At 68.3% G+C, this 24,816-nt stretch carries 28 protein-coding genes; 20 read left to right on the plus strand and 8 right to left on the minus strand.

The features are described from left to right. Nucleotides 1–79 precede the first annotated feature (79 nt). Together ACFOLC_RS10135 and ACFOLC_RS10140 are read left to right on the plus strand one after the other, a co-directional pair. Complete coding sequence (locus ACFOLC_RS10135; protein ID WP_386759133.1) at nucleotides 80–1,057, plus strand: Vgb family protein; 978 nt, start codon at nucleotides 80–82, stop codon at nucleotides 1,055–1,057. 158 nt (nucleotides 1,058–1,215) lie between these two features. Next, nucleotides 1,216–1,425, plus strand: coding sequence for a dodecin (locus tag ACFOLC_RS10140; RefSeq protein WP_386759134.1), 210 nt, complete (start codon nucleotides 1,216–1,218; stop codon nucleotides 1,423–1,425). 22 nt (nucleotides 1,426–1,447) lie between these two features. Here the strand turns inward: ACFOLC_RS10140 and ACFOLC_RS10145 are convergent, their stop codons facing one another. Then, the gene (locus ACFOLC_RS10145; protein ID WP_386759135.1) at nucleotides 1,448–2,377 is read right to left on the minus strand and encodes a dienelactone hydrolase family protein; all 930 of its coding nucleotides are present in this window, start codon (nucleotides 2,375–2,377) and stop codon (nucleotides 1,448–1,450) included. Nucleotides 2,378–2,602: 225 nt separating this feature from the next. On the opposite strand from ACFOLC_RS10145, the gene ACFOLC_RS10150 reads away from it, so the two are divergent. Further along, nucleotides 2,603–2,989 (plus strand): tautomerase family protein, encoded by a 387-nt coding sequence (locus ACFOLC_RS10150; protein WP_386759136.1) that lies wholly within the window; start codon nucleotides 2,603–2,605, stop codon nucleotides 2,987–2,989. 4 nt (nucleotides 2,990–2,993) lie between these two features. Continuing rightward, nucleotides 2,994–3,638, plus strand: a complete 645-nt coding sequence (locus ACFOLC_RS10155) for a 2'-5' RNA ligase family protein (protein ID WP_386759137.1) — start codon at nucleotides 2,994–2,996, stop codon at nucleotides 3,636–3,638. Between the two features lie 6 nt (nucleotides 3,639–3,644). Here ACFOLC_RS10155 and ACFOLC_RS10160 read toward each other — a convergent pair whose 3' ends face one another. Beyond that, nucleotides 3,645–5,186 (minus strand): phospholipase D-like domain-containing protein, encoded by a 1,542-nt coding sequence (locus tag ACFOLC_RS10160; protein ID WP_386759138.1) that lies wholly within the window; start codon nucleotides 5,184–5,186, stop codon nucleotides 3,645–3,647. Nucleotides 5,187–5,419: 233 nt separating this feature from the next. Between ACFOLC_RS10160 and ACFOLC_RS10165 the strand changes: the two genes are divergently transcribed. Next, nucleotides 5,420–7,057, plus strand: a complete 1,638-nt coding sequence (locus ACFOLC_RS10165; protein ID WP_386759139.1) for a mechanosensitive ion channel family protein — start codon at nucleotides 5,420–5,422, stop codon at nucleotides 7,055–7,057. A 115-nt stretch (nucleotides 7,058–7,172) separates the two neighbouring features. After that, the gene (gene gnd / locus ACFOLC_RS10170) at nucleotides 7,173–8,081 is read left to right on the plus strand and encodes a phosphogluconate dehydrogenase (NAD(+)-dependent, decarboxylating) (protein WP_386759140.1); all 909 of its coding nucleotides are present in this window, start codon (nucleotides 7,173–7,175) and stop codon (nucleotides 8,079–8,081) included. An 11-nt stretch (nucleotides 8,082–8,092) separates the two neighbouring features. Here gnd and ACFOLC_RS10175 read toward each other — a convergent pair whose 3' ends face one another. After that, entirely contained in the window at nucleotides 8,093–9,283 is a 1,191-nt protein-coding gene (locus ACFOLC_RS10175; RefSeq protein ID WP_386759141.1) for a M23 family metallopeptidase, read from the minus strand. A gap of 168 nt (nucleotides 9,284–9,451) precedes the next feature. Continuing rightward, nucleotides 9,452–10,714 carry a ferredoxin reductase family protein gene (locus ACFOLC_RS10180; protein ID WP_386759142.1) on the minus strand — a complete coding sequence of 421 codons (1,263 nt, stop codon included), beginning with the start codon at nucleotides 10,712–10,714 and terminating at the stop codon, nucleotides 9,452–9,454. A 360-nt stretch (nucleotides 10,715–11,074) separates the two neighbouring features. On the opposite strand from ACFOLC_RS10180, the gene ACFOLC_RS10185 reads away from it, so the two are divergent. From ACFOLC_RS10185 to ACFOLC_RS10195, 3 genes are all read left to right on the plus strand, one after another. Further along, nucleotides 11,075–11,584: a DUF1993 domain-containing protein gene (locus ACFOLC_RS10185; RefSeq protein WP_386759143.1), complete on the plus strand. Its 510-nt coding sequence runs from the start codon at nucleotides 11,075–11,077 to the stop codon at nucleotides 11,582–11,584. A gap of 151 nt (nucleotides 11,585–11,735) precedes the next feature. Further along, nucleotides 11,736–12,854, plus strand: coding sequence for a winged helix DNA-binding domain-containing protein (locus tag ACFOLC_RS10190; RefSeq protein ID WP_386759144.1), 1,119 nt, complete (start codon nucleotides 11,736–11,738; stop codon nucleotides 12,852–12,854). After that, a complete protein-coding gene (locus tag ACFOLC_RS10195; RefSeq protein ID WP_386759145.1) occupies nucleotides 12,854–13,654 on the plus strand; it encodes an N-acetylmuramoyl-L-alanine amidase in 801 nt (266 codons plus the stop codon). Before ACFOLC_RS10190 ends, ACFOLC_RS10195 begins: the two co-directional genes overlap by 1 nt. A gap of 72 nt (nucleotides 13,655–13,726) precedes the next feature. Here the strand turns inward: ACFOLC_RS10195 and ACFOLC_RS10200 are convergent, their stop codons facing one another. Together ACFOLC_RS10200 and ACFOLC_RS10205 are read right to left on the minus strand one after the other, a co-directional pair. Further along, nucleotides 13,727–15,028, minus strand: a complete 1,302-nt coding sequence (locus ACFOLC_RS10200; protein WP_386759146.1) for an APC family permease — start codon at nucleotides 15,026–15,028, stop codon at nucleotides 13,727–13,729. A gap of 197 nt (nucleotides 15,029–15,225) precedes the next feature. Beyond that, nucleotides 15,226–15,759 (minus strand): outer membrane beta-barrel protein, encoded by a 534-nt coding sequence (locus ACFOLC_RS10205; protein WP_386759147.1) that lies wholly within the window; start codon nucleotides 15,757–15,759, stop codon nucleotides 15,226–15,228. Nucleotides 15,760–16,200: 441 nt separating this feature from the next. On the opposite strand from ACFOLC_RS10205, the gene ACFOLC_RS10210 reads away from it, so the two are divergent. From ACFOLC_RS10210 to ACFOLC_RS10220, 3 genes are all read left to right on the plus strand, one after another. Next, nucleotides 16,201–16,686: a hypothetical protein gene (locus ACFOLC_RS10210; RefSeq protein WP_386759148.1), complete on the plus strand. Its 486-nt coding sequence runs from the start codon at nucleotides 16,201–16,203 to the stop codon at nucleotides 16,684–16,686. 344 nt (nucleotides 16,687–17,030) lie between these two features. Next, a complete protein-coding gene (locus ACFOLC_RS10215; RefSeq protein ID WP_386759149.1) occupies nucleotides 17,031–17,183 on the plus strand; it encodes a hypothetical protein in 153 nt (50 codons plus the stop codon). A gap of 342 nt (nucleotides 17,184–17,525) precedes the next feature. Continuing rightward, nucleotides 17,526–18,308, plus strand: coding sequence for a lytic transglycosylase domain-containing protein (locus ACFOLC_RS10220; RefSeq protein ID WP_386759414.1), 783 nt, complete (start codon nucleotides 17,526–17,528; stop codon nucleotides 18,306–18,308). A 100-nt stretch (nucleotides 18,309–18,408) separates the two neighbouring features. Here ACFOLC_RS10220 and ACFOLC_RS10225 read toward each other — a convergent pair whose 3' ends face one another. Further along, the gene (locus tag ACFOLC_RS10225) at nucleotides 18,409–18,906 is read right to left on the minus strand and encodes a hypothetical protein (RefSeq protein ID WP_386759150.1); all 498 of its coding nucleotides are present in this window, start codon (nucleotides 18,904–18,906) and stop codon (nucleotides 18,409–18,411) included. A gap of 168 nt (nucleotides 18,907–19,074) precedes the next feature. Here ACFOLC_RS10225 and ACFOLC_RS10230 point away from each other — a divergent pair, with 168 nt between their 5' ends. The 8 genes from ACFOLC_RS10230 (at nucleotide 19,075) to ACFOLC_RS10265 (ending at nucleotide 24,132) form a co-directional block, all read left to right on the plus strand. Next, a complete protein-coding gene (locus ACFOLC_RS10230) occupies nucleotides 19,075–19,584 on the plus strand; it encodes a hypothetical protein (protein ID WP_386759151.1) in 510 nt (169 codons plus the stop codon). A gap of 33 nt (nucleotides 19,585–19,617) precedes the next feature. Continuing rightward, entirely contained in the window at nucleotides 19,618–19,806 is a 189-nt protein-coding gene (locus tag ACFOLC_RS10235; RefSeq protein WP_386759152.1) for a CPXCG motif-containing cysteine-rich protein, read from the plus strand. Between the two features lie 285 nt (nucleotides 19,807–20,091). Then, entirely contained in the window at nucleotides 20,092–20,448 is a 357-nt protein-coding gene (locus tag ACFOLC_RS10240; RefSeq protein WP_386759153.1) for an EF-hand domain-containing protein, read from the plus strand. 125 nt (nucleotides 20,449–20,573) lie between these two features. Then, the gene (locus ACFOLC_RS10245; protein ID WP_386759154.1) at nucleotides 20,574–21,293 is read left to right on the plus strand and encodes an HAD family hydrolase; all 720 of its coding nucleotides are present in this window, start codon (nucleotides 20,574–20,576) and stop codon (nucleotides 21,291–21,293) included. 130 nt (nucleotides 21,294–21,423) lie between these two features. Then, entirely contained in the window at nucleotides 21,424–21,882 is a 459-nt protein-coding gene (locus ACFOLC_RS10250; RefSeq protein WP_386759155.1) for a hypothetical protein, read from the plus strand. Between the two features lie 210 nt (nucleotides 21,883–22,092). After that, complete coding sequence (locus ACFOLC_RS10255; RefSeq protein ID WP_386759156.1) at nucleotides 22,093–22,776, plus strand: hypothetical protein; 684 nt, start codon at nucleotides 22,093–22,095, stop codon at nucleotides 22,774–22,776. Nucleotides 22,777–22,859: 83 nt separating this feature from the next. Then, a complete protein-coding gene (locus ACFOLC_RS10260; RefSeq protein WP_386759157.1) occupies nucleotides 22,860–23,363 on the plus strand; it encodes a GNAT family N-acetyltransferase in 504 nt (167 codons plus the stop codon). A gap of 190 nt (nucleotides 23,364–23,553) precedes the next feature. Then, nucleotides 23,554–24,132, plus strand: coding sequence for a cupin domain-containing protein (locus tag ACFOLC_RS10265; RefSeq protein WP_386759158.1), 579 nt, complete (start codon nucleotides 23,554–23,556; stop codon nucleotides 24,130–24,132). Nucleotides 24,133–24,153: 21 nt separating this feature from the next. On the opposite strand, the gene ACFOLC_RS10270 is transcribed toward ACFOLC_RS10265, so the two are convergent. After that, a complete protein-coding gene (locus ACFOLC_RS10270; protein WP_386759159.1) occupies nucleotides 24,154–24,807 on the minus strand; it encodes a response regulator in 654 nt (217 codons plus the stop codon). Nucleotides 24,808–24,816: the final 9 nt, after the last annotated feature.

Raw genomic sequence — 24,816 nt, forward strand, 5'->3', positions numbered from 1 at the left:
TGCTGTGGCTGCGTGCTGTGTTGCACCTGCGGCGACTCGGGTCCACGATGCGCCCGGTAATGGCCATGGGAGGACGTCGATGAACCACCTGCTCCTGTCATTCGCGCTGCTGTTGGCTGGCGGCTTCGCGCACGCCGCGGAAGTGAAGTACGACGTGAAGTACTTCGATGTGCCCAAGGGCGCGCATCCGCATGACGTCGCGGCCGACCCGGCGCCGGACGGTCCGGTCTGGTACACGGCGCAGCATCAGGGTGCATTGGGTCGGCTCGATCCGCGCATCGGCAAGGTCGAGCAGATTCCGCTCGGCGAGGGCTCGCGCCCGCACGGCGTGATCCTCGGCCCCGATCGCGGCGTGTGGATCACCGACGGCGGCCTAAACGCGATCGTGCGTGTCGATCCGGTCACGCGTGCCGTCAAGCACTATCCGCTGCCGATCAGCGAGAACGCCAACCTCAACACCGCGACCTTCGACAAGGCCGGCCGTCTGTGGTTTACCGGCCAGGCCGGTTACCACGGCCGGCTCGATCCCAAGACCGGCAAGGTCGAGGTGTGGCCGTCGCCGCGCGGCCGCGGTCCCTATGGCATCACCACCACGCCGGCGGGCGATGTCTATTACGCCTCGCTTGCCGGCAACCACATCGCGCGCATCGACCTGCGCAGCGGCCAGGCCACGCCGATCGATCCGCCGACGCCGCAACAGGGCGCGCGCCGCGTGTGGAGCGATGCGGCGGGGCGGATCTGGGTCAGCGAGTGGCTGTCGGGGCAGGTGAGCGTGTTTGATCCAAAAAGCGCGAAAGACAAGGCGTGGCGCGCGTGGAAGCTGCCGGGCAGCAAACCGCAGGCGTACTCGGTGTGGGTCGACGAACGCGGCAAGGTCTGGCTCACCGACTTCGCTGCCAACGCGATCGTCCGCTTCGATCCGGACAGCGGGCAGTTCGAGAGTTTCCCGAGCGACCGACGCAACGCCGCGGTGCGCCAGATGCTCGGGCGCAAGGGCGAGGCCTGGGGTGCGGAATCGGGTACGGACCGGCTGGTGGTGGTGAAATATTCGCAGTGACGCTGCGGTGACAGCGAGCGGGTCACCTCACCCTGTGTTTGCACGCGACGGCTGTCGCTTGTGCGTGCTTTCCGTCCGGGCTCGCGCCGCTTTACCGTTCTCGAGGACGAAAAAACGAGTGGGCACCGCCGTGGCGCCCGCACAACGGAGCGCCGACCGTGACCGACCACGTCTATAAATCCCTGGAGCTGACCGGCTCGTCCAAGCACAGCAGCGACGAGGCCGTACGTACGGCGATCGAGCGCGCTTCCAAATCGATCCGTGACATCCGCTGGTTCCAGGTCACCGACGTGCGTGGGCACGTGGTGGACGGCGCGGTTGCGCATTGGCAGGTCACGCTGAAGGTGGGCTTCACCCTCGAGGAGTGAGCGGCGTCGCGCGCGGCTGCGGCTATGTCCTGGCCTTTCCTTTGCTGGCGTCACTGCCCCGCAGGCGTCGATCGAACAGCGCCAGCGTGCGCCGCCAGGCGTCGCGGGCGGCGGCCTCGTCGTAACGCGGGGTGGTGTCGTTGTGGAAGCCGTGCTGGGTGTCCGCGGGCTGGTACAGCGTGTAGTCGACGTCGGCGGCTTTCAGTGCGGCCTCGTAGGCGGGCCAGCCGGCGTTGATGCGCTCGTCATGGGCGGCCAGCACCACCAGCAGCTCGGCGCGGATCCTGGGCACGTCCTCCAGCGGTGCGGCGCTGCCATAGAACGGTGCGGCGGCGGCCAGGTCGGGCAGGCGCGTGGCCAGGTAGTTGGCCATGCCGCCGCCGTAACAGAAGCCGATCACGCCGAGGCGGCCGTTGCCGCCGTCGAGGGTCTTGAGCATCTGCGCGGCGGCGAGGAAATCCTCGCGCGTGCGCGCCTGGTCGAGCTTGGGGAACAGCGCGCGCGCCGCGTCCTCGTCGCCGGGATAGCCGCCGAGCGGAAACAGCGCGTCGGGAGCGAAGGCGATGTAGCCGGCCACGGCCAGCCGGCGCGCCACGTCCTCGATGTGCGGATTGAGGCCGCGGTTCTCGTGCACCACCAGCACCACCGGCAGCGGGTCTTTACCGGCGGCCGGCCGGGCCAGGTAGCCACGGCCGCGACCATAGCCCTGCGGCGATGCGAACTCGACGTATTTCGCCGCCAGGCGCTTGTCGTCGGGTTTGATCTGCTGCGCGATCGCGAACTGCGGGGTCAGCGCCGCCAGCAGGCCGGCGGCACCGCTGGCGCCGACTGCGAAGCGCGCGGCGCCGGCCAGGAAGCCGCGGCGGTCGATGACGCCGTGCACGTACTGATCGAACAGCTGCAGCACCTCGGGATCGAAGTCGCTGGCCTTGGAGCGGGGAGTGTTCGGCATGGCAGCCTCCGCAAGATGGAGTGCGCGACGGCCGGGCCGCCGGGCGATGGGAAAGCCGGGACGTGCAGTGCAGTGGACCGGGCTCGTATACACCGCGGCGATGGCGCGGTCAAAACCGCGCGGCGACAGGCCCGGGTCGCTGCGCATCCCGTTGTACGCGCAGCGCACTTGGCGGGTCTGAGCGCAGGTGCTACATCTGCGGCCCCTCACTGCCTAGGAAACGTCATGCCGCTGGTCCGGATCGATCTGCTTGAAGGGAAGTCGGATGCGTATTGCGCCGGTCTCGGCGAGGTCATCTACGAGGCGATGCGCGCGACGCTCAACGTGCCAGAGAACGACCGCTTCCAGATCGTCAACACGCACCCGGACGGGGCCATGGCCATCGACGGCACGTACCTGGGCATCGAGCGCAGCCGCGACTGCGTGGTCATCCAGGTGACCTTGAACCACGGTCGCAGCGTGGCGATGAAGCGCGCCTTCTACCGCGCCGTCGCCGACGGCCTGCACGCGCGGCTGGGGCTGCGCCGGGAGGACGTGTTCATCAGCCTGGTCGAGGTGGCCAAGGAAAACTGGTCGTTCGGCAACGGCGAGGCGCAGTACGCGGATCCGTAATCCGATGAACGTCGAGCCGGCGATCACGCTGACCACGCCGCACGAGGATCGCGATTTCAGCGAATGGCACGGGGGCATCGCGCAGTACGCGTTCTGGGCGGTGCCGGTCGATGGCCCGGCCTGGCACGCGCTGTTCGAGGCCGCGCGGGTGCACGTGGCGCCATTCGTGCACGACAACTACCGGCGTGCACCGCACATCACCCTCGCCGCGGCCGGTCTGCTGGACGAGCGCGATGCCGCGCCGGCGCGACTGCAACGCCAGGCGGCGGCGCTGCGGCAGGCACGAATCGCCGCGTTCGACCTGCACGCCGGCCCGATGGACAGTTTCACGTCGTCGCCGTACGTGGCGATCGAGGACCCGATGGGCGCGCTGCACGCGATCCGTGAGGTGTTGGCCTCGGTGTCCGCCGAGGACAGCCCGTCACGCTATCGCCCGCACCTCACGGTCGGTCTGTACGCTGCGGCGTACGAGTTCAAGTCAGTGATGCGGCTTGTGCAGGCGTTTGAACATCGCGACCTGCCGCCACTGCGGGTCGACGAGGTGATGTTGTGCGCGTACGCGACCCACGACATCCAGGGGCCGTATGCGGTGCTGGAGCGTGTTGCCTTGACGCCGCCATGCGCAACGGCGATGTCCTCCCGCCGGTGAGTCCGCTTACAGCTGCGACTCCACCGGCAGCAGCTTGGTCAGCCAAGCCTGCACGCGGCGGCTGGTGCTGGCCTGCGGGTCGTGGGTCCAGGTCTGGCTGCCGTCGCTCCAACGCAGCCGGCCGTCGACGCGCTGCACGTGCCAGGCGTGCTGGCCCTGCAGGCGCTCCTCGAAGATGCGCGTCAGTTCCTGCGCCAGGCGCGGGTCGGTGATCAGCACGCCCTGCTCGGTGTTGAGCGCGGTCGAGCGTGGGTCGAGGTTGTAGGAACCGACGAACGCGCGGTGTTGGTCGATCACCAAGGCCTTGGTGTGCAGGCTGGAACCGGACGAGCCGCGCAGGCTGAAGCTTGAGGACGCGGTGCCGTCCGGCTTGAGTTCCCACAGTTGCACGCCGCCGGCGAGCAGTTCGTCGCGGTAGCGTGCGTAGCCGCCGTGCACCGCGGCCACGTCGGTCGCGGCCAGCGAGTTGGTGAGGACGCGCACATCGACGCCGCCCCTGGCGGCAGCGAGCAGGTCGTCGGTGCCCTTGCGGCCGGGAACGAAGTAGGGCGAGATCACGCCCAAGGTCTGCCGTGTACCGCGTATCGCCGGCAACAACGTCGCCAGCACCGCCGAGCGTTGCAGCGGTTCGTGCTCATCGTCGAGCTTGAGTGGATCGTCGCTGACGAAGGTCCACTCGCGCGTCCAATGCAGCGCGGTGTCGCCGATGATCAGGCGCTGCACGTCGGCGTCCTCGCGCAACACCTGTGCGTAGGGACTGGCGGCGAGTTCGGCAGGCGTGGCTTCCAGCACGGCGCGCACCTGGGCCAGCGCCTCTGGCGTCGCCGGACCGGCGTTGAGTGCATCGATGGGGTAGTTGCTGGGCGCGTTCCAGAAGCGGTCAAAGCTGGCGCTGACCTCGCGCACCACCGGACCGGCCATCAGCACGTCGAGGTCGACGAAATTGCTGTTCTCGCTGGCGCCGAAGTACTCGTCGCCGAGGTTGCGTCCACCCACCAGCGCGATGCGGTTGTCGGCAATCCAGCTCTTGTTGTGCATGCGGTGATTGAGCCGGCGAAAGCCGGTGCCGAGTTCGCCGATGCGGCTGAGCGTGCCGCTGCGGCTGGCGAAGGGGTTGAACACCCGCACCTCGATGCGCGGGTGCGCGTCCAGCGCGGCGAAGCCGGCGTTCTTGGCGCGTGCGTCCATGTCGTCGACCAGGATGCGCACCTGCACGCCGCGGTCGGCGGCAGCGAGCGCACGCTGGGCGAGCATCTTGCCGGTCATGTCGGCGTGCCAGATGTAGGTCTGGATATCCAGGCTGCGCGCGGCGACCTGCGCGCTGAACATGCGGCTGGCGTAGGCCTCGGTGCCGTTGCTGAGCAGGCGGAAGCCGGATTTGCCGGCGTGGCGTGCTTCGGCCGGTGCCAGGTGCTGCGCCAGCACGCCGTCGGCGGCGGGCGGCGCGGCGTAGGCGGCGGACATCGGCGGCCGCGGCGGCAGCGTGCTGCACGCCGTCAACAAGACCAGCAGGTACGCGCTAAGGGCCGCCAACGTCTTGCGTGTCATCACCGCGTTTCCCCTGGATGGCTCGGGCAACGGATACCACAGGCACGCGGCGCGGACAAACCGCGCCGTGCCGGCGAAACAGCGCCCTGGCCCAAGGGGGCGATCCTTGCCGGCCGCCGCGCCCCGCCGTTACCCTGCGGGCACTGGCGTATGTCCACACACTGCCGCCAACACAGCGTCTGCTTCCACACAGTGTCTACTTGGGGATAAGGATGAGCGGGATGAGAGCGTGTGTGCACAATTGGTGGTCGGTGCTGTGGGTGTTGTTGGCGTGCCTGTCGTGGTCGCCGTGGCTGCATGCGCAGGCATCGGCGGAGCCCGCCACCGAGGCGGCGACGCTGCACTACGCCAACCGCGAAATCGCCACCTTCCATGCCCGGGTAGCCGGGGTGTCACCGCAGGACCGCGCCGAGCGCGCCGCTGACGTGTTGCGAGCGATGGGCGACACCGGACGCCGCGGTGCCGTGACCGTGCAGCGCTTCGTCCACGCGGGGCAGCCGGCCGTGGCGGTGAGGGTCGGCGACCGCGTCGTGTTCTCGCTGCTGCCTGGCGACACCCGCGTCGAGGGACGACCGCTGGAGCAGGAGAGCGAAGTCGTCCGGCAGGCACTGGAAGCGGCGCTGATGGCCGAGCGCGTGCAGCGGCGGCCGGACGTGCTGCTGCGCGGCATCGGCCTGACCGTGGGGGCGGCCGCGCTGGCGCTGCTGTTGTTGTGGGTGGTCGGCCGCGCCGCCAATGCACTGGAGGCCTGGCTGTTGGCGCGGATCACGTCGCAGACGCAAACGCCGGGCGACCATTTCCGCTGGCGTGAGTATGCGCGGCCGCTGCTGATCCGGGTGATCGGCCTGCTGCGCTGGGTGATCTACTTCCTGCTGGTGCTCGGCTGGCTGGTGATCGCACTGGAGGCGTTCCCGCTGACCTACCCCTTGGGTAGCCAGCTGCAGGCCTTCTTCGGCGACAAGCTGCATGAGTTCGCACGTGCCGCGGTCAGTGCCATGCCCGGACTTGTGACCGTGCTGCTGATCCTGTTCCTGACCCGCGCCGTGTCCGAGGGCGTGCAGCTGTTCTTCGACAACGTGCAGTCGAGCCGCATCCGCGCGCCGTTCGTGCACCGCGAGACGGCCTCGGCGACCAAGCGCCTGGTCAAGATCGTGATCTGGGGCATGGGGGTGGCCATCGCCTACCCCTACATCCCCGGTTCGAGCAGCGACGCGTTCAAGGGCGTGTCGGTGATGTTCGGTCTGGTGTTGACCTTGGGTTCGGCCGGCATCGTCAACCAGCTGATGAGTGGGCTGGTGGTGGTGTATTCGCGCGCGCTGCGTCGCGGCGACTTCGTCGAGGTCGACGGCATCGAGGCGCGCGTGGTCGAGGTCGGCGGCCTGGCGACCAAGCTGGTCAACCTCAATCGTCAGGAGATCACCATTCCCAACTCGGTGCTGATCGCCAACTCGGTGCGCAACTACACCAAGCGGGCCGAGTCCGAGCCAATCTACCTGTCGGTCAAGGTCACCATCGGCTACGACGCGCCGTGGCGGCAGGTGCACCAGATCCTGCTCGATGCGGCCGCGGCCACGCCGGAGCTGGCCAAGCAGCCGTCGCCGTTCGTGCTGCAGCGCGCGCTTGGCGATTTCTATGTCGAGTACGAGGTTTTCGCGGCGTTGGACGACCCGATCACGCAGCTGCAGCGCAAGCCGATGGTGATGTCCGGGTTCAACGCCAACATCCAGGACTCGTTCAACAGCCAGGGTGTGCAGATCATGTCGCCGCACTTCGAGGCGCAGCCCGAGCAGGCGGTGACGGTGCCGCGCACGAAGTGGTTCGCCAACGCCCCGGAGGCGGTGCACGCAGCCTCGGAAGACGGCAAGGCTTGACCACGGGGCTGACCCCGAGGCGTGACGGCGACATGCTCGCGTCGTCAGGCCCGGCTTCCCCTGCACGGTGCCGTGCGCCATGCTGGGCCGACGCAGTGATCGAAGGAGCCGTTTCATGGAACTGGGCATGGTGGGTCTGGGCCGCATGGGCGCCAACATGGCGGAGCGGCTGGTGCGCAGTGGCCACCGCGTGGTCGGCTTCGACCCGGGCGCACCGGCCCGCGAACAGGCCGCGGGCCGCGGCATCGAAGCGGCGTCGTCGCTGGCCGAACTCGTCGAACGCTTGCCGTCGCCGCGCGCGGTCTGGCTGATGGTGCCCGCCGGCGAGATCGTCGACCGCACCCTTGCCGATCTGCTGCCGTTGCTGTCGCCCGGCGACGCGGTGATCGACGGCGGCAATTCGTTCTACAAGGACACGATGCGCCGTGCCGCGATGCTGGCCGAGCACCGCATCGAGTGCCTCGACTGCGGTACCAGCGGCGGCGTGTGGGGGCTGGTCGAAGGCTACAGCCTGATGGTCGGCGGCGACGCGGTGGTCGTTGAGCGGCTGCGGCCGATCTTCGCCGCGCTGGCGCCCGCGCCCGACCGGGGCTGGGGGCGGGTTGGCCCGAGCGGCGCCGGCCACTTCACCAAGATGGTCCACAACGGCATCGAGTACGGAATGATGCAGGCCTACGCCGAGGGCTTCGCGATCATGCAGCGCAAGGACGACTTCGCCCTGGACCTGCCGCAGGTCGCCGAAATCTGGCGCCACGGCAGCGTGGTGCGCTCGTGGTTGCTGGACCTGAGCGCGGATGCGCTGAGGAAGAACCCCGCGCTCGATGGCATCGCGCCGTACGTGCAGGACTCCGGCGAGGGCCGCTGGACGGTGGCCGAGGCGATCGACCTCAACGTGTCGGCGCCCGTGATCACGCTGTCGCTGCTGGAGCGGTTGCGCTCACGCGAGGACGATTCGTTCGCCGACAAGTTGCTGGCGGCGATGCGCAACGAGTTCGGCGGGCACGGCATCAAGAAGTCCGGGTAGCGCTGCCTGCTTCACTGGTCGATCGGCTCCGCTGGAAATTCGACCACGGCATTGGGCGCCGGCAGTTCCGCGTGACGACGAGCGTCGTCCGCATTGTCGAGAGATGGCCACCGCCGATTGCCGAATGTATCGAGCGTGTCGTAGCGTCCCAGCAGGTCGAAGCGTTGCAGCACGTACGGCAGGCCTTCGGCGGCCAACGGCGAATTACCGTCGGCCACGTGGAAATGCAGGTGCGGTCCGGTGGAGTCACCGGTAAAGCCGAGCGCGGCGAGCACTTGGCCACGGCGGACCCGATCGCCGGGCTTCACGCGCAAGCTGCCGGGCTTGAGGTGCTCGTAGAACGCATGGCGGCCATTACCGAGATCGAGTGCGATGTAGTTGCCGCTGGCGTCCGCCATGGTGTGCTTGGGATGGGCGGCTACCGAGGCACTTTCCGTGATGCTGTCACGGGTGGCGGCAATCACCCCGTCCGCCACCGCCAGTACGTCCTCGCCGTAGCCGAGCCAGTTGCTGACCTTGTCGTCGTCACCATTGGCGTAGCGGCCATTGGCATCTAGCTTGACCCAGTCGATCGCATGGCGGCCGGGGATGCGCACGCGTCCGTCGACGGCGTAGAGGACACGGCGATGACCGCGCTCCCAGGACGGCTCGTGGATCGCCGCCCATGGTCCACCACGCAGTGGAGGGCCCAGCACCGGGAGTGTTCCGGACTGCACCGGAGTGCGCGCGCCCTCGACCACTTCCGGTTCGCGCGTGCCGGTGTCGGCAGCGGTGTACTCAACGCGATGCTTCAGCGTGCGCGGCAGCACACGCGCATCGAGCACGGGCTCCAGATAGATCACGGCGCGCATGCCGGAAGCAATAACGCGTCTGTCCGTAGCGGCCACTGGCAGGCCAGGTCGACCCAAGCGACGATCCAATTCACCATCGTCGACATCGGCAATGGTGTTGCCATGCTCGGTATCGATGATCTGCACGCGCCTGAGCGTCAGCGCGTCCTGGGCGAAATTGCTCAGGTGCAGCTCATAGAAGAGCCGTGGCGTGCCTGCGACCGTTACCACCGTCGGTGGCATGGGCACCTGGAGGTCGAATGACGAGCGCAGCGGTGGTGCTGCGCCAGCGTTCACGGGGCTGGTGCATGCAAGCACCAGCATGAGTGTGGGCAGGTAACGCTGCATCGTGTCGATGTTGATCGCTCTCATCGGTGGGGGCGTCAGGGGCGGCGATGCGCAACGAGTTCGGCGGCACGCGATAAAGCGCAGCGAGTGAGACAGGCCGCGTGCGCTAGCCGCCTAAGGCAATGCTGAACAAGTGTCGTCATTCCCGCCTTCGCGGGAATGACGAGCAAGGGCGACCTATTCAGCGATGCCTTAACGGAACTCGAACTGTTCGTAGTGCAGTTGCGTGTCGGCGACGCCGTGCTCATGCATGAGCGAGCGCAGCCGCTTCAGAAGCCCTTTGGGCCCGCAGAAGCTGATGCGCACCGGGCTGGCGCCGTCGTCGCCGACGATGCGGGCGAAGCGCTGCACGAAAGACGGAGTGCCGGGTCCGGTCGTTATCGGTATGTACTCGACGCCGCGACGTTGGGCGAGCGTTTCCAGATCGACCGTTTCCGGCAGGCCACGCCCGGGCGTGTAGAAATAGAACAGTGTGACGCGATCCAACCCGTCGGCGCGCTCGTCCTGCAGCCAGGCCAGGAACGGCGTGATGCCGACGCCGCCCGCGACCCAGATTTCACGGGCGCCGTTGCCCGCGCGCTCGAAGCGTCCGAACGGGGCATAGACGCTGGCACGCATGCCCGGGGTCGCTTCGGCCAGCAGCCGCCCGGTGTAGTCGCCGAGCGCGCGGATGACGAAAGCGATGTGACCGTCGGGACGGTCCGCGCTGGCGATCGTGAACGGATGCGGTTCGCGCAGGCCAGGGTGTTGCCACGCCACGAACGCAAACTGCCCGGGTGCGAAGTCGAGCCCGCGTTTGACCGGTGCCAGTTCCAGTCGCGCCGCTGAATCCGATGGCGACACCGCGACCAGACGGTATTCGGCGTGGTTGGACAGCAGCGGATACAGCAGCAGCTTGTACAGCGCGGCCGCGGCACCCAGTGCGCTGACCGTCGCCAGCCACAATCCGGCCGGGCTAAGCAACGCGATCGGCGACTTGAAGGTCAGCCAGTGTGCGATGACCACCAGCAGCGACGGTCCCGACAGTTTGTGCCACCAGCGCCAGACGCTGTAGGGGATCTTGCGGTTGAGCGCCAGCAGCACGATCAGCATCAGCACGACGAAGCTGAGCTGGCGGATCAGACGCGTGGCCGGCCGCGGCAACGGGACGATCGCCGCCGAAGTCCAGGCATCGCTGCTGGCGCTGAACACCAGGTGGAACGACGCGAGTCCCAGCGCCCACACGCCCAGCCATTTGTGCGTCTCGTAGACACGGTCGAGCCCGCCGAAGGCGGCCTCGACGAAGCGCCAGCGTCCGCCGAGTACGGCAGCCCACGCCATCAGCGACAACGCCGCCACGCCCGAGCCCAGGCTCAATGCGGCCGTCGATGCCCACGCGTCGCGCGGAATCTGCAACGCGACCGTGAGAAAACTGATGGCGACCAGCGCAGTAACGGTGGGCCCGGTCTTCAGCATGAGCGGCTTCCCGAACGTGGGGCACCGGCATTGTGGCAGCGATCGGGCAGGCGCGCTTGCGGCCGATCCAACCGCGTCAGCGCGACCGTATTTGTCGAATCGATGCACGGCTGCGCCGTTCTTCCGTGGCTTCAAGCCGTGTCGGTTTCGCCGAGGCCGCACTGGCATTGGCCAGAGCGCGGGAGGCGCGCAGACCGGGCAAACCTATCGCGTCGGTTGGCCGTCGACTACTGCCGCCGTTGGCCCATCCGCGGGACGCGGTTTCCCGTTCGCGCCGGCTAATCGGCGGCGACCGGGGCGACTAACCTGTGCCTGCCCTTTGCGGCGCCACCCTTGTCTTCGTTATTGCCGGAACCCGTCATGTCCCTGTCGATGCACCAGGCCACCGTGCCCGTCTTTGTCCGCTCGCTCAAGAATCTGCGCCGTGTACTGGAAAAGGGCGAGGCCCATGCCCGCGCCAAGAACATCACCCCCGATGCCTTGCTCGAATCACGCCTGATCGACGACATGCTGCCGTTGCGGCGCAACGTGCAGATCGCCACCGACATGGCCAAGAACGGCAGCGCGCGCCTGGCGGCGGTCGATCCGCTGAAGTTCGAGGACAACGAGACTACCTTCGACGAGCTGTACGTGCGCATCGATCGCGCGATCGACTACATCGGCAGCTTCGACACCCAACAGCTGGGCGGCAGCGAACAGCGCACGGTCAGCTTCCGCACGCAGACCTGGGGCGAGTTGCGCTACGAGGGGCCGGCGTACCTGACCGAGTTCCTGCTGCCGAACTTCTTCTTCCACTGCACCACCTGCTACGCGATCCTGCGCAAGGCCGGCGTGGAGCTGGGCAAGAAGGACTATCTGGGCCTGGCCTGATCGCGGTGGTGGTGATGCAAATGGCCGGTGGCGGATAGGGCGGCTGCAACCGGTCGATTGCCGCCGCCGGCGACCCTGCGCGACAGGGGACTTTGGTCTGGCGGCGTGAACGGGCACACTCGACAGCCCTGTCCTGCCCCGGCGACTGCAGATGACGGCTGACACGCTCGACACGCGCCAATTGAACCGCGCCCTGCTTGCACGGCAGGGGCTGCTCAAGCGTCGCCGCACGCCGGTGGCGCAGGCGGTGCACGCGTTGGCGGGATTGCAGTCGCAGGAGCCCAAGGATCCGTTCGTGGCGCTGTGGTCGCGACTGAGCGGCTTCAAGGGCGAACAGTTGCGCGCCGCCGCGCAGCGCCACGAGATCGTGCGCGGCAGCTACCTGCGCGCGACGATCCACACGGTCAGCGCCAGCGACTACCTCGCCTTCCGCCCGCTGTTGCAGCCGGTGATCGATCGCGAGCTGACCAGCGTACACCGGCGCTCGATCAGCGGTGGCTTCGACGGCGCGCAGGTCGAGCCGTTGGCACGTGCGCTGATGGCGCAACGGCCGATGAGCGCGCAGGCGTTGGGTGAGGCCTTGTTGCCGCAGTTTCCCGGGGCCAACAAGGCCGGGCTCGGGCATTGGGTGCGCACGCGCGTGCCGCTGGCGATCGTGCCCAGCGATGACCGCTGGGGTTTCCCGCGGCCGCCGCGCTTCGTGCCGGCCGAGCAGTGGCTGCAGCGGCCACTGGCGCCGGCCTCGCTTGCGCAGTTGCTGCTGCGTGGCATCGCCGCGATCGGCCCGGCCAGTTCCGCCGACCTGCGCGCGTGGTCGGCGCTGGGCGGGATCAAGCCGGTGCTGGAATCGCTGCGGCCGCAACTGCGCGTGTTCCGCGACGAGCGCGGGCGCGAACTGTTCGACCTTTCCGATGCGCCGCGCCCGCGCGAGGACACGCCGGCGCCGGTGCGCTTCCTGCCCGAGTACGACAACGTGTTCCTGTCGCACGACGACCGTGCCCGCATCCTGCTGTCCCGGCACAACCCCCATTTCACCCAGACCAGGAACGGCCGCCGCTTGCGCGCGGTGCTGGTCGACGGCTTCGTGCGCGCGGCTTGGAGCTGGCAGCGCGTGCGCGATGCGGCGACGATCCGGGTGCAGATGTTCGAGACGTTCGCCAAAGCGACGCAGCACGAGATCGGCACGGAGGCCGAGGCGCTGCTGCGTTTTCTGGAACCGGACGCCGACCGCCATGCGGTCGAACTGATTGACGTGACAGGGAGCCGATGATGACCGCACGCACCGCAACCCATCTGCTTGGCCTGCTGTTGCTGGTGGGCCTGACCGCCTGTGCCAGCGCGCCACCGGTGGCGCGCAACCCGCTCGCCGACTGGCGGCCGTCGCCGAACCACAACCCACGCCAGGCATCGCTGATCGTCGTTCACCACACCGAGATGGACAGCGCCGAAGCAGCGCTGCGGACCCTGCAGACGCGCAACTCCGGTGGCCGGGTCAGCGCGCATTACCTGATCGGCAACGATGGCCGGTTGTACCAGCTGGTGGCCGACGGCGAACGCGCCTGGCACGCCGGCGCTTCGCGCTGGGGCGGGCTGGCTGATCTCAATTCGGCCTCGATCGGCATCGAGCTGGACAACGACGGCCGCTCGCCGTTCAGCACCGCGCAGATCGACAGCCTGCTGCGGCTGCTCGACGACCTCACCCGCCGCCTCGACATTCCGCGCCAGCTGGTGGTCGGGCACGGCGACATCGCGCCGACGCGCAAGAGCGATCCGAGTGTGCTGTTCCCATGGCAGCGCCTGGCCGAGGCGGGCTTCGGCCTGTGGCCGCGCGCGCCGCTGGCGCCGGCGCCGGCCGGGTTCGATCCGTGGGCGGCACTGCGCCTGATCGGCTACGACCTGAGCGACCCCGCGGCGGCGCTGCGTGCGTTCCACCGTCACTACCGCGGCCACGAGGCCGAGCAGTGGCAACCGGGGGATGCCGACCTGCTCCACGACCTGCAGCGGCAGCTGATGGCGATGCCGGCCATGGCGCCGGCCGACACCGTCGGCGCCGCGGCCGTCACGCCGTAACGCGGACGGCGGGACTGCCTGGGGGCTTGCACGAACTCCCGTTTTCATCGCACGGCAAAAGCGACAATCCCGCTACGCCCGATCATGCCCACCGGCCGGCTGGCGCCGGAACCGGTAGATCACCGCGCCCAACAGCAGCGCGACCACCGCGGCCAGGAGGTTGACCGCGCTGGCGCTGGCGAGCAGGCCCAGCGCCAGCACGATCGCGGCCACCGGGATCAGCGCGCCGCCGGGCAGGCGCAGGGCCTCGGCGCGATCGCCGTGGCGCGTGCGCAGCACCAGCACCGCACCGGCGGTGCCCAGGTAGGTGCACAGTCGCGACACCACCGACAGCAATGCCAACTGCACGAACGAACCCGACAGCGCCAGCGCCAACGCAATCGCGCCGAGCACGAGGATCGCCACCACTGGCGTGTGGAAGCGCGGGTGGATCGCGGCGAGTGCGCGCGGGCCGTAGCCGTCATTGGCCAGCGCCAGCAGGTAGCGCGGCGCCAGCATCACCGTGTTGCTGCTGGTGCCCAGGATCGACACGCTGGCGCCGATCGTCATCAGCAAGGCCAGGCCGGTGCCGCTGAAGCGCGCCGCGGCCTCGGCCAATGGCGTCGGCGACGTGGCCAGGTTGGGCAAGGTGTTCAGCGCCACCCACTGCACGCTGACATAGACCAGCGTGACCGTGACGATCATCGTCAGCAGCGCAAACGGCACGTCACGGCGCGGATTGCGGTACTCGCCGGCTGCGGCCGGCAGGTTCTCGAAGCCGGCGTAGGCGAACAGCAACAGCAGCGCTGCCTCGCCCAGGGTCTTCGGCGACAGCGGCGCGTGCGCCAGCGCGGCGTCGACAGGCTGCGTGCTGATATGGAGCGCGCCGATGACGACGAACAGCAGCAACGGCAGCAGCTTGGCGATTGCCAGGAACACGCCGGTGCGTGCCGCGGCGCGCACGCCGATCACGTTGATCGCGACCAGCAGCCCCAGCGAGCCGGTGATGATCGCCACGCGCGGTGCGCCGGAAGTGGCCGCCGGCCAGAAGTGCGCAACCGCCGCGGCCAGGCCGTTGCTCAACGCGGCCGCGGTGGCGATGCGGGTCAGCAGCAGCATCCAGCCGACCTCGAAGCCGATGAACGCTCCGAACGCTTCGCGCGCATACAGATAACCGCCACCGGGCTGGTCGAAGTAGCTGGCCGCCTGCGCGTAGCACAGCACCAGCAGGCTTACCGCGAGCCCGGCCAGCAGCACCGCCCACAGGCTGGCCGGGCCAAGCAGCGCGGCCGCGGCCGCCGGCAACAGGTAGATGCCGCTGCCGATCACGTCGTTGATGGAGAGGCCGACGATCTGCCAGCGGCTGACGGCACGCAGCGTGCCGGGCGCGGGCAACGAGGGGGCGGAACGGGGCGGTGTCGGCAGAGCCAAGCGGTCACCCGCGCGGTGGTCTGACCGCGAGAGTGCCTGAGCCGGCCCCTGCGTACCACGACCGGGTTCAACTTCTGGCGGGCGGTGGCGCGACGATGGAAACGACGAAGCCGCCGGCTTGCGCCGACGGCTTCGTCTGAACGGCTTGGTCCGTCAGGCCATCAGAAGTCGTAACGGACCTGCAGCTGCGCCAGGTCGAGGTCGGTGTCCTCGACTTCGAAGCGGCTGTACTCGCCACGCAACGCGATGCTGTCGTTGAAGCGGTATTGCAGGCCGACGCCGTAGGTCGGGTCGGTGCCGTTGTCGTCGTTGTTGCCGACCAGCCCCGGGATCGCCGTGTCCAGGTCCCAGCGCTGGAAGCCGGCCTTGGCATAGGCCGAGAACTTGTCGGTGAAGGGCACGCTGCCGACCGCGGTCAGGTAGACCGAACTGGCTTCCAGATCTGTGCCGGTGCCGCGCGGCTCAAGCTTGCCGAAATCGGCATAGCCGCCTTCGAGGCCGAAGTAGCGATTGAACTGGTAGCCGCCGAACACCGAGAACGCGGTGTCCTCGTCGTCGTAATCGCGCTCGTCGACATAGGACTGGCCGACACCGGCACCGGCATAGAAGCCTTTGTCTGCGGCCTGCGCGCCGAACGCGGCGGCACCGGCCAGGACGGCGATGAGGGCGCTGAAAAGCATTTTGTTCTTGCTCATTGCTGTTTTGACTCCTGCAACGGACACCGCGACCAATCGGGGGAGGGAGCGGTGGCGTCTAGGGCGAAGGGCCCCGGCGGAATGCCTGGACTGCCATCGCTGCAGGACAAAAGTGGGTTCGCCAAATCCAGAACAAAGCCGGATTTCGGGCGATACACAATCCCGCATGTGGAACAAATGCGGCGCCTCGCGTGCCGCACCTTCGGGGCCGACTTGACCGAATCTGGCGAAACGCTGCGACCCGATACGCAAGCGATTGCGGCAGTTTTACGATCGCCATCGCGCGATCGTGATGGGGGGCACGATCGCGAGGGGCCGCCCAGGTGCCGGATCGAATCCTCCGTGACGTGTTTCAAGGGTGGTGCTCGTCTGCGCCGCCCTTCCATGGTTCGTTCGCGGCGCAGTGCTGCGGTCGAACCCTCCATCAGCAGCAAGGGACTCATGCGCATGGTTTCGAAAAATCGGATTTTCAGCGGGCTGTTGCTGGCCCTTGCCCTGTCGTTGTCCTTCGCCGTCGCGGCGGTCGAGACGGCCCAGGTTTTCGATGTGGCGACGGTGAAGGCCAAGCAGGACAAGATCCGTCGCGCGATGCAGTCGGGCACGGGCGGCTACCAGGACCTGCCAGCCGAAACCCGCAGCGAACTGCAAACGCGCCAGGGGGCATTGCTGCAGACCATCGACGGACGCACGTACGCCGACCTCAGCGAGCAGCAGCGTGCCGAAGCGTCACAGAACATCGCCTGGATCGACAAGGTGTCGCAGCAGGCTGAAGACGGCCGCATGATCTGCGAGCGCGTCAAGCCAGTGGGCAGCAACCGCACCGAGCGGGTCTGCAAGACCGCGAAGCAACGGCGCGAGGAACGCGAAGCAGCGCGCGGGTCGGTGGAGAATGCGGGGCGGGGGATCGAGAGAGCCAAGTTGGATTAATTCCGCATGGCGGCTGTTCCAGGAACCGCAGTGCCTCCTGTATGGCATGCAGTGCGCACCGCTCCCATCAAACGCTCCCATCAAAGACGGCGCGAACCTGCCGGTTCGTAAACGTTGTGTTGGGTTCACGCGCAACGGCGTGCGACAGAAGGCGAAGCTTTGATCAGAGTCACGTTTTAATGAAACGTGCTGCCAAATAACGCGTGTGCCTAAAGCCTGCGGCGGATTGGTTGGTTAACTCTCTGTGATTCGTGCAGTTGCAGTGTGGTTCGGGTTCATCACCGTGACGGCAGTGTGCGGTGGTGCGGCCATGACGAGGCACACATCCATTCTTGGAGAGACTCATGAAGACAACCGTTCGCACTGCTTTCTTCGCCCTGCTGACGTTGAGCGTACTGACGCTGGCGGCCTGCGCCACCAAGGAGCCGGCCTCGGAGGCGGCGCCGGCAGCCGAAGCCGCGGCGACCGGCGACGCCAGTGCCACCCCCACGCCGTAACAGGCCTGCCGTAATCGTTATCCGCGACAAGGCACCGTCGCGACAAAGTGACCGGCCCCGCTAGAGGGCAGGCCTTCGAGTTGTTGGTGCGAAAGGCGGCTACGGCCGCCTTTCGCTTGTCCAGCATGCGGAAAATGTGCCCGGCGAAGGCCGGGCCGGTCGTAGCGGTGCAGCAGCTGCGCGGGGAAGCGGGAAGCGGTCGACATGGGCGGGCAGCCTGGGCAACGGCTGCCGCGCCCGCCTTGACCTGGATCAAGGCGACAGGCCGTCACCGCACCATTGCACCGGCGCTCAGCCATCAGGCCTAGAATCCGCGGCATGGTCCGGTTACGCCCTGGTGCGATGATCGCGCTGGCCGTCATGGCGATGGCGAGTACGCCGGTGCAGGCGCGCACGGTCTACCGTTGTGTCCGCGACGGCACGGTCAGCCTGGCCACCGCCCCGGAGCCGGGCTCGCGCTGCACCGCCCGCGAGATCGACGACAACGCGGTCAAACTGCCCAACCTGTGGGGCGCGATGGGCGCAGTCAGCGGCACGCTGTACGAGCGCCAGCAGGACGGCAAGACCGTGTACAGCACGCGCAAGCTGCCCGGCTCGGTGAAGGTGCTGTCGTTCACCGTGCAAACGCCGCCGGGCGAGCCCGCGCACCCTGGCCTGGGCCGCATCGGCCGGCCGCAGTTGGACAAGTACCCGGCGCAGTTCCGTGCCGCGGCCCGGGCCACCGGCGTCGACGACGCCTGGTTGCGTGCGATCGCCCATGCCGAGAGCGGCTTCGACGCCGCCGCGGTGTCGCCGAAAGGTGCCCAGGGCGTGATGCAGCTGATGCCGGCGACGAGTCGCGAGTACGGCGTGGCCGATCCGTTTTCCTCCAGCGAATCGATCAACGCCGGCGCGCGTCATCTCCAGCTTCTGATGAAGCGCTACCGCAACGACCTCACCCTGGTCGCGGCGGCCTACAACGCCGGCATCGGTGCAGTCACCCGCTACGGCGGCGTGCCGCCGTACGCCGAAACCCAAGTCTATATCGCCAAGGTGCAGGCACTGCACGCCGGCTACCGTGCCGCGCTCACCGGCAAAACGGCACCCTCGGCCAAGACCGCGGCCAAGGCCACGACGGCGCCGTAGCCGGCTCGGCTGCGGTTGATCCGAACAGCCGTTGCAACCGCCCACGCGGCACGTATCCGATGCTTGCTGCGCGACTCCTCGCCGCGTGATCGGCGCGAACTCAGGCCATCGCCTTGGTGGCCTCGTACGGCAACGGTGTCGCGCCCGCCTGCACCAGGCTGGGCTCGATCTGCGTGAGCAGTTCCTTGCTGCCGTCCAGGACTACCAGGATGCGGCCGGCCTGGATCTCGGCGTCGAACTTGCGACGGATCGGATCCGGCAGCGACGACCCCACCAGCGCCGATGCCCAGCTGCCGACCAAGGCGCCGGCCACGGCCGCGGCGGCGGCACCGGCCAATGTCAGCCCGATCGGTGTCAGCACCACCGCGGCCAGTCCGGCCAGCAGGCCGGCGCCGCCGCCGTACGCGGCGCCACGCAGGGCTGCGGGTAGCAGATCGGTGTCGGCTTCCTTGCGTTCGTTCGGGATCGCGTCGAGTTCGATGTCGGAGCGCGCGACCAGCAGGATGTCGTCGTCGCGGATGCCGGCGTTGCGGGCGGTGTTCATGACTGCCTGCGCGGCGTCCAGGTCGGGCGTGCTGAAGACATGGCGGAGTTTCATCGTCGCTCCCGGTTGCGATGGGCCGGGCGCGTCGGCACGCGGTGCATGACCACCGTGACGAGTCGACGGTCCAGTCGTTACAGCTTTGTCCGCCTGCGGTTACCGGCGCGTGATGGGGTCCACCGGCGTGGTGCTAAGGTGCTTGCGCCCATCGCACGAGGTTCGGCCATGACCGCATCGCGCAAGCCCTGCCTGTGGACGGCCAGCCTCGTACTGGCCCTGGGGGCGTGCCAGCAGCAGACTCCGCCGACCGAGCCCAACTCGCCCATCGAGGCGCAGACCACGGCCGACACTTCGGCGCAACCGGCGCGGTCGACCGACGCGCCAACGCCGATGGCGGAAACCGCAACGGCGACGCCCGCCGCTGCAGTCGATCCGGCCGCGTTTGTCGGCAAGGTCTGGCGGGTGAAGGAAGCCTCGGCGGTCGAGCCGGGCACCACCTACGCCTTCCTCGCCGATGGCACGCTGGTGATCGATTCACCCAACGGCACGCCGTTGTACGGCCAGTGGACCTTCGCCGACGGCGCGCTGACGCTGGTCGAGGAAGGCCTCTCGTACCCGGCCGACATCCTCAAGCTCGATGCCGGTGCGTTCCACCTGCGCAGCCACAACCCGGGGGGTGCGGTCGATATCCAACTGGTGCCCGCGCCGGACGTGGCACTGCCGACCAGGAAATAAACACGCGGCGTGTCATGCGCGCGAGTCGAGACCATGCTGCCTTCAGCGGAAGTCCAGTGCCCGTACTGCGGCGAGTCGATCGTCCTGATGATCGACGACTCCGCCGGCGCGCAGCGTTACATCGAGGACTGCCAGGTCTGTTGCCGGCCGATCACCGTGGCGGTGCGCTTCGACGAGGACGGCGTGCCGCAGGTCGCGGTGTCGTCCGAGGACGAGGCGTAGCGCACGTTTCGCAGCGGTTGACACGCCGGTTCGTAAACGTTGTGTTGTGTTCAGTGATGCGCGGCCGGTGCATCAAGTGCGAATGACGCTTTGCGTCACGTTTCGACGCGACTGTCATCACCGATTGCCCTGCGGCTTAGCGTCATTGCCGGCCACGGTGGTTAAGCCAACGTAGCTTTAACGCTTGTGACCTCCGGTTCGTTCATGCGTGCGCCGGCAAGGTGCCTGCGTGCGGTACGCAACAGGCAAACAGGCCGCGCAGCACATTCATTCCAGGAGACACGCATGAACCACCTTTCCCGCAAGTCGCTGATCGGCACCTTCGCGCTGGTCGCCACGCTGTCGGCACCGCTGGCCTTCGCGCAGGCGCAATCCGCCGACGCAGCCGCCGAACAGGCCGCCCCGGCCGCGCAGGCCGACACCGCAGCCGCTGGGCCGCAGAAGAAGAGCTGGGCCGACGTTGACGTCGACAAGGACGGCAAGCTGAGCAAGACCGAAGCCGGCACGGTGCCGGCGCTGGGCCAGGTGTTCGACCAGGCCGACGCCAACGCCGACGGTGCGCTCACCGCCGACGAGTACAAGGCCTATGTCGCCAAGGCCCAGACCGGCGGGGCCAAGGTCGGCAGCGGTGGTCAGCGCTAAGCGCTAAGCAGGGCCAGGACTCTTTGCACAGGAAAGGGCGGCCCATCGGCCGCCCTTTCCGTTTCCAGGTGCCACGCTCCAGGCGCCACGTTCTGGACGACACCACGACGCTTCATAATGTGCCGATGAGCATTCAACTGATCGGCTTCGATGCCGACGATACCCTCTGGCGCAGCCAGGACTATTTCGACCAGGCCCAGCTCGAGTTCGAGCGCATCGTCGGCGGTTACGTCGACCTGCGCGATGCGCGCGTGCACGAGCGGCTGTACGACGTCGAGAAGCGCAACATCGCCCTGTTCGGCTACGGCGTGAAAGGCATGGTGCTGTCGATGATCGAGGCGGCGGTGGCGATCACCGGCGAGAAGATCAGCGCCCAGGACGTGCACCGCATCGTCCACCTCGGCAAGGACCTGCTGCAGCACCCGGTCGAGTTGCTGCCCAGCATCCGCGAAGCAGTCGAGGCGATCGCCGCCGATTACGAGGTGGTGCTGATCACCAAGGGCGACCTGTTCCACCAGGAGGCCAAGGTCAGGCAGTGCGGCTTGGCCGGACTGTTCCGTCGCATCGAGATCGTCAGCGAGAAGGACACCGCCACCTATGCGCGCCTGCTCGAGGAGTTCGCCTTGCCGGCCGAGCGCTTCGTGATGGTTGGCAATTCGCTGCGTTCGGACATCGCGCCGGTGCTCGCGCTCGGCGGCTGGGGCATCCACATGCCGTATCACACCGTGTGGGCGCACGAGAACGAGGCTGAGGTGGCCGAGGATGCGCCGCGCCTGCGTCGGGTCGACTCGGCGGCCGGGTTGCCGGCGGCGGTGCGCGATCTGGCGGCCGCGGCGCAGCCCTGAAGCAGCCCGGCAACCCCAACGCCGGCTAAGTGGCCGCGGCGGGCGGCGGCTGGATTAAAAAATGGTTCACGCACGCGGCCGCATCTTCGCTCCGTGCCTGCCGTGGTGCAGGCGATCAAGGAGAGAAGAAATGGCCACTGCCCTGTCCCGCTGGCTTGCCCCGATTGTCCTGGCTGCCGGCTTTGGCGTGGTCGCGTTGTCACCGGGCACCGCCCGCGCCAACGACGGCGATGAGCTGGCCCGGGTCATCGTCGACGTCGCCGACGTGATCTTCCGCAGCGGCACGCCGTACTACCGCCATAGCGATTACGGCTACAACGATCGCCTGGTCGTGGCCCGTGACCGCTACGGCCGCCCGATCTACTACCGCAACGTCTATCGCAACGGCCCGCCTTACGGCAATGCCTATGGCTATTACCGCAACGGCCCCGGCCGCCATGGCAAGTGCAATCACCACGGCAAGTGCAAGACGCAGTACTACGACGCCCGTTACGACCGTCGCTACGACAATCGCTACTACGGTTATGACCGCTACGATCGTCATGATTACCGCGGTGACCGCCGCTGGCGCGATCACGATGACGATTGACACGCAGATGATCGATCTGCACGGATGGCCCGCCCGCGACGGCATCGGCATGTTCGCCGGTGCCGTCGCCAGGGGCATGCGTTGCTATACCCGCAACGGTCTAGACTCGGTCGATCCGATCGGCACCGCAGACCCGCACCGCGCATGGCATTCACCGCCGCCGGCCCCATCCGACGCGGCCGGCCGGCGCCGGTCACAGGAGAAAGCACCATGTCCAGCAAGCTGAAATCCCGCGTCTTCGCGTTTGCCGCCGGGCTGGCCACGCTCGCCGGCGCGGGCGCGGCGAGCGCACAGGATTTCACCTTCGGCTGGAACCCGCGCAGCGGCGACGTCTGGGTCGATACCTGGCTGAGTGACGTCAACCGCTACGGCACGCGCTACCGCGAGCCGTTCGTCGACGAGATGGTGCGCTACTACGGCGCGCCGCGCGATCTGGTCAGCGAGTTGCTGGTGCGCCGCCACTGGGCGCCGGGCGATGTCTACTACGCCTGCGCGATCGCGCAGATCCTCGGTCGCCCGTGCCGGTATGTGGTCGACGAGTGGGACCGCAACCACGGCCAGGGCTGGGGCGCGGTCGCCAAGAACCTCGGCATCAAGCCGGGCTCGCCGGAATTCCACCGCCTCAAGCGCGGCTTCGTGCCGACCTACGACCGCTGGGCGCGGCCGATCACCATCGATGCCGACCTCCACAACGACTTCCCGAACCGGGCCAAGGCCGGCAACAACGGCAAGCTGCCGGATCGGGCGAAGGTGTCGCCGCAGAAGGGCAAGCCGGCGCAGGCGGCCAAGGGAGCGGACAAGAAGTCGACCGGTTCCCAGAAAGGTCCGGGCGACAAGGGGCAGGGCGGCAGCAAGGGCAAAGGCAAGGACAAGGGCGGCAGCGACAAGCATTAGGCGCCGCGGCGAGGCCGGCCGCATCCGCCTTGTCGACACCTATGGCGCGTTGACGTCGCGCCACCCGCCTATCATGGGCGGGCATGGACACCTTGCCTCCCGATATCCGCATCGTCGATTTCGCACTGGCCTGGCGTGCCGACTTCGCCCGCCTCAACCTCGAATGGCTGGAGCGCTGGTTCACGGTCGAGCCGATCGATCGCGAGGTGCTGCACGACCCCGAAACCCATCTGCTCGCCGGCGGCGGCCGCATCGTGTTCGCGATCGCGCGCCAGGCCGACGGTCGCGAGTACGCCGTCGGCACGGTCGCGCTCAAGCACGAAGGCGACGGCGTGTACGAACTGACCAAGATGGCGGTGACGCCCGGATTGCGCGGTGCCGGCGTCGGCCGCCAGCTCATGCAGGCGGCATTGGCCACGTTTCACGCGCTCGACGGCCGCGAGCTGTTCCTGGAGTCGAGCAGCAAGCTCGGCCCGGCGCTGGCGCTGTACGAGAGCGTCGGTTTCCGGCACCGTCCGGCGCCGCGGCCGGGATCGCATTACGCGCGTGCCGACGTCTACATGGTGTGGGAGCCGGTCGCCCCCTGAGCCCACGGCCGACCGCGCCGAGCGCCGCCGTTGGCTCGGACAGGTGAGGTCGGCGCGAATGCCGCGCCGGTCCCGGGACGCGGAGGGTGCGCGCATGTCGTCGGTCACGGTACGAAGGCTCCTGCTGGCGGCATCCGTGCTCATGGCCGCCTGCATGCCGCGGCCGCAGGCGCAGCCCACGGAGCAGCTCGTGCCGGGCGGGTGCCAGCCACTCGGCCTGCAGCGCAGTGGCGAGGTCGGTTGCTTCATCATCGCCAGCCAACCGCTGGGGCGCGTGTCGTTGTCGCCGCTGTACTGGCACATCGACGCCTTTGCCACGCCGCACGCCGCGCGCCTGGCGATGTCGTCCTCCAGCACCGTGGTCGAGGCCTTCGACCGTGTCTGGTTGATGACCATTGCCGCACCGGACTGGCGGGCACGGGATGGGGCGCGCATCGCCCGGATCGGGCCGCTGCCGCGTGGCAGCGCGCAGGACTACACCGCCACCTACATGGAAACCACGTTCGCTCCCGGCATGCAGTCGCGCGTGCATTGGCATCCCGGTCCCGAGGCGTGGTGGGTGCTGGAAGGCGCGCAATGCCTGGAGACTCCGGAAGGGCGGATGGAGGCCAAGGCCGGCGAGGGCATGCTGGTGCACGGCGACCTGCCGATGGTGCTGCACGGCGTCGGCGCGCAACGCCGCCGCTCGCTGGTGCTGGTCCTGCACGACAGTGCCGAGGCGCCGGTGCAACCGGAACGACAGTGGCTGCCGAAGGGGCTGTGCGGTTAGCTGTGAGGTTTCACCCTGCGCCTACCCGGCGGGCAAGCCCAGGCGCACCGCGTATGCGGTCAACTCGGCGGCGCTGTGCAGTTCGAGCTTGCGCATCAGGTTCTCGCGGTGCTTGCGCGCGGTGAGGAGGCTGATGCCCAGCCGCGCGCCCATGTCCCGCGCCGTCACGCCGTGGGCGACCAGGGCCAGCACCTGCAGTTCGCGCGGGGTCAGCGGCACCGGCGACGTGGCCTCGGCCACGGGAGGCTCGCTTGCGCTGTGCAAGGCATCGGACCCGGCAGTCGCGTAACGCATCGACGCGGCGATCACGACATCGCCTTGCTGCACCGCCTCGATGGCGGTGACGAGTTCGGCAGGGTCGCCGTGCTTGGTGAGGTAGCCGGCCGCGCCGGCGTCCAGCGCCGCGCGGATCACCCGCGGTTCGATGTTCGCGGTCAGCACCAGGATCTTCAGCCGCGGAAAGCCGGCCAGCAGCTCGCGGATGAAAGGTGCGCCGGTGACACCGGGCATGCCCAGGTCGAGTGTCAGCAGGTCGACGTCGTGCGTGCGCAGCTGCGCATGGATGTCCCGCGCGCTGCCTGCTTCGCCGACGACACGCAGGTGCGGCAGGGTGGACAGCAACAGCTTGAGGCCTTCGCGCACAATGGCATGATCGTCGGCGAGCAGGACGTTCAAGGGGCGCAA

Origin of the sequence: Lysobacter cavernae, from assembly GCF_042648505.1 — a bacterium.
GTDB classification, from domain to species: domain Bacteria; phylum Pseudomonadota; class Gammaproteobacteria; order Xanthomonadales; family Xanthomonadaceae; genus Lysobacter_L; species Lysobacter_L cavernae.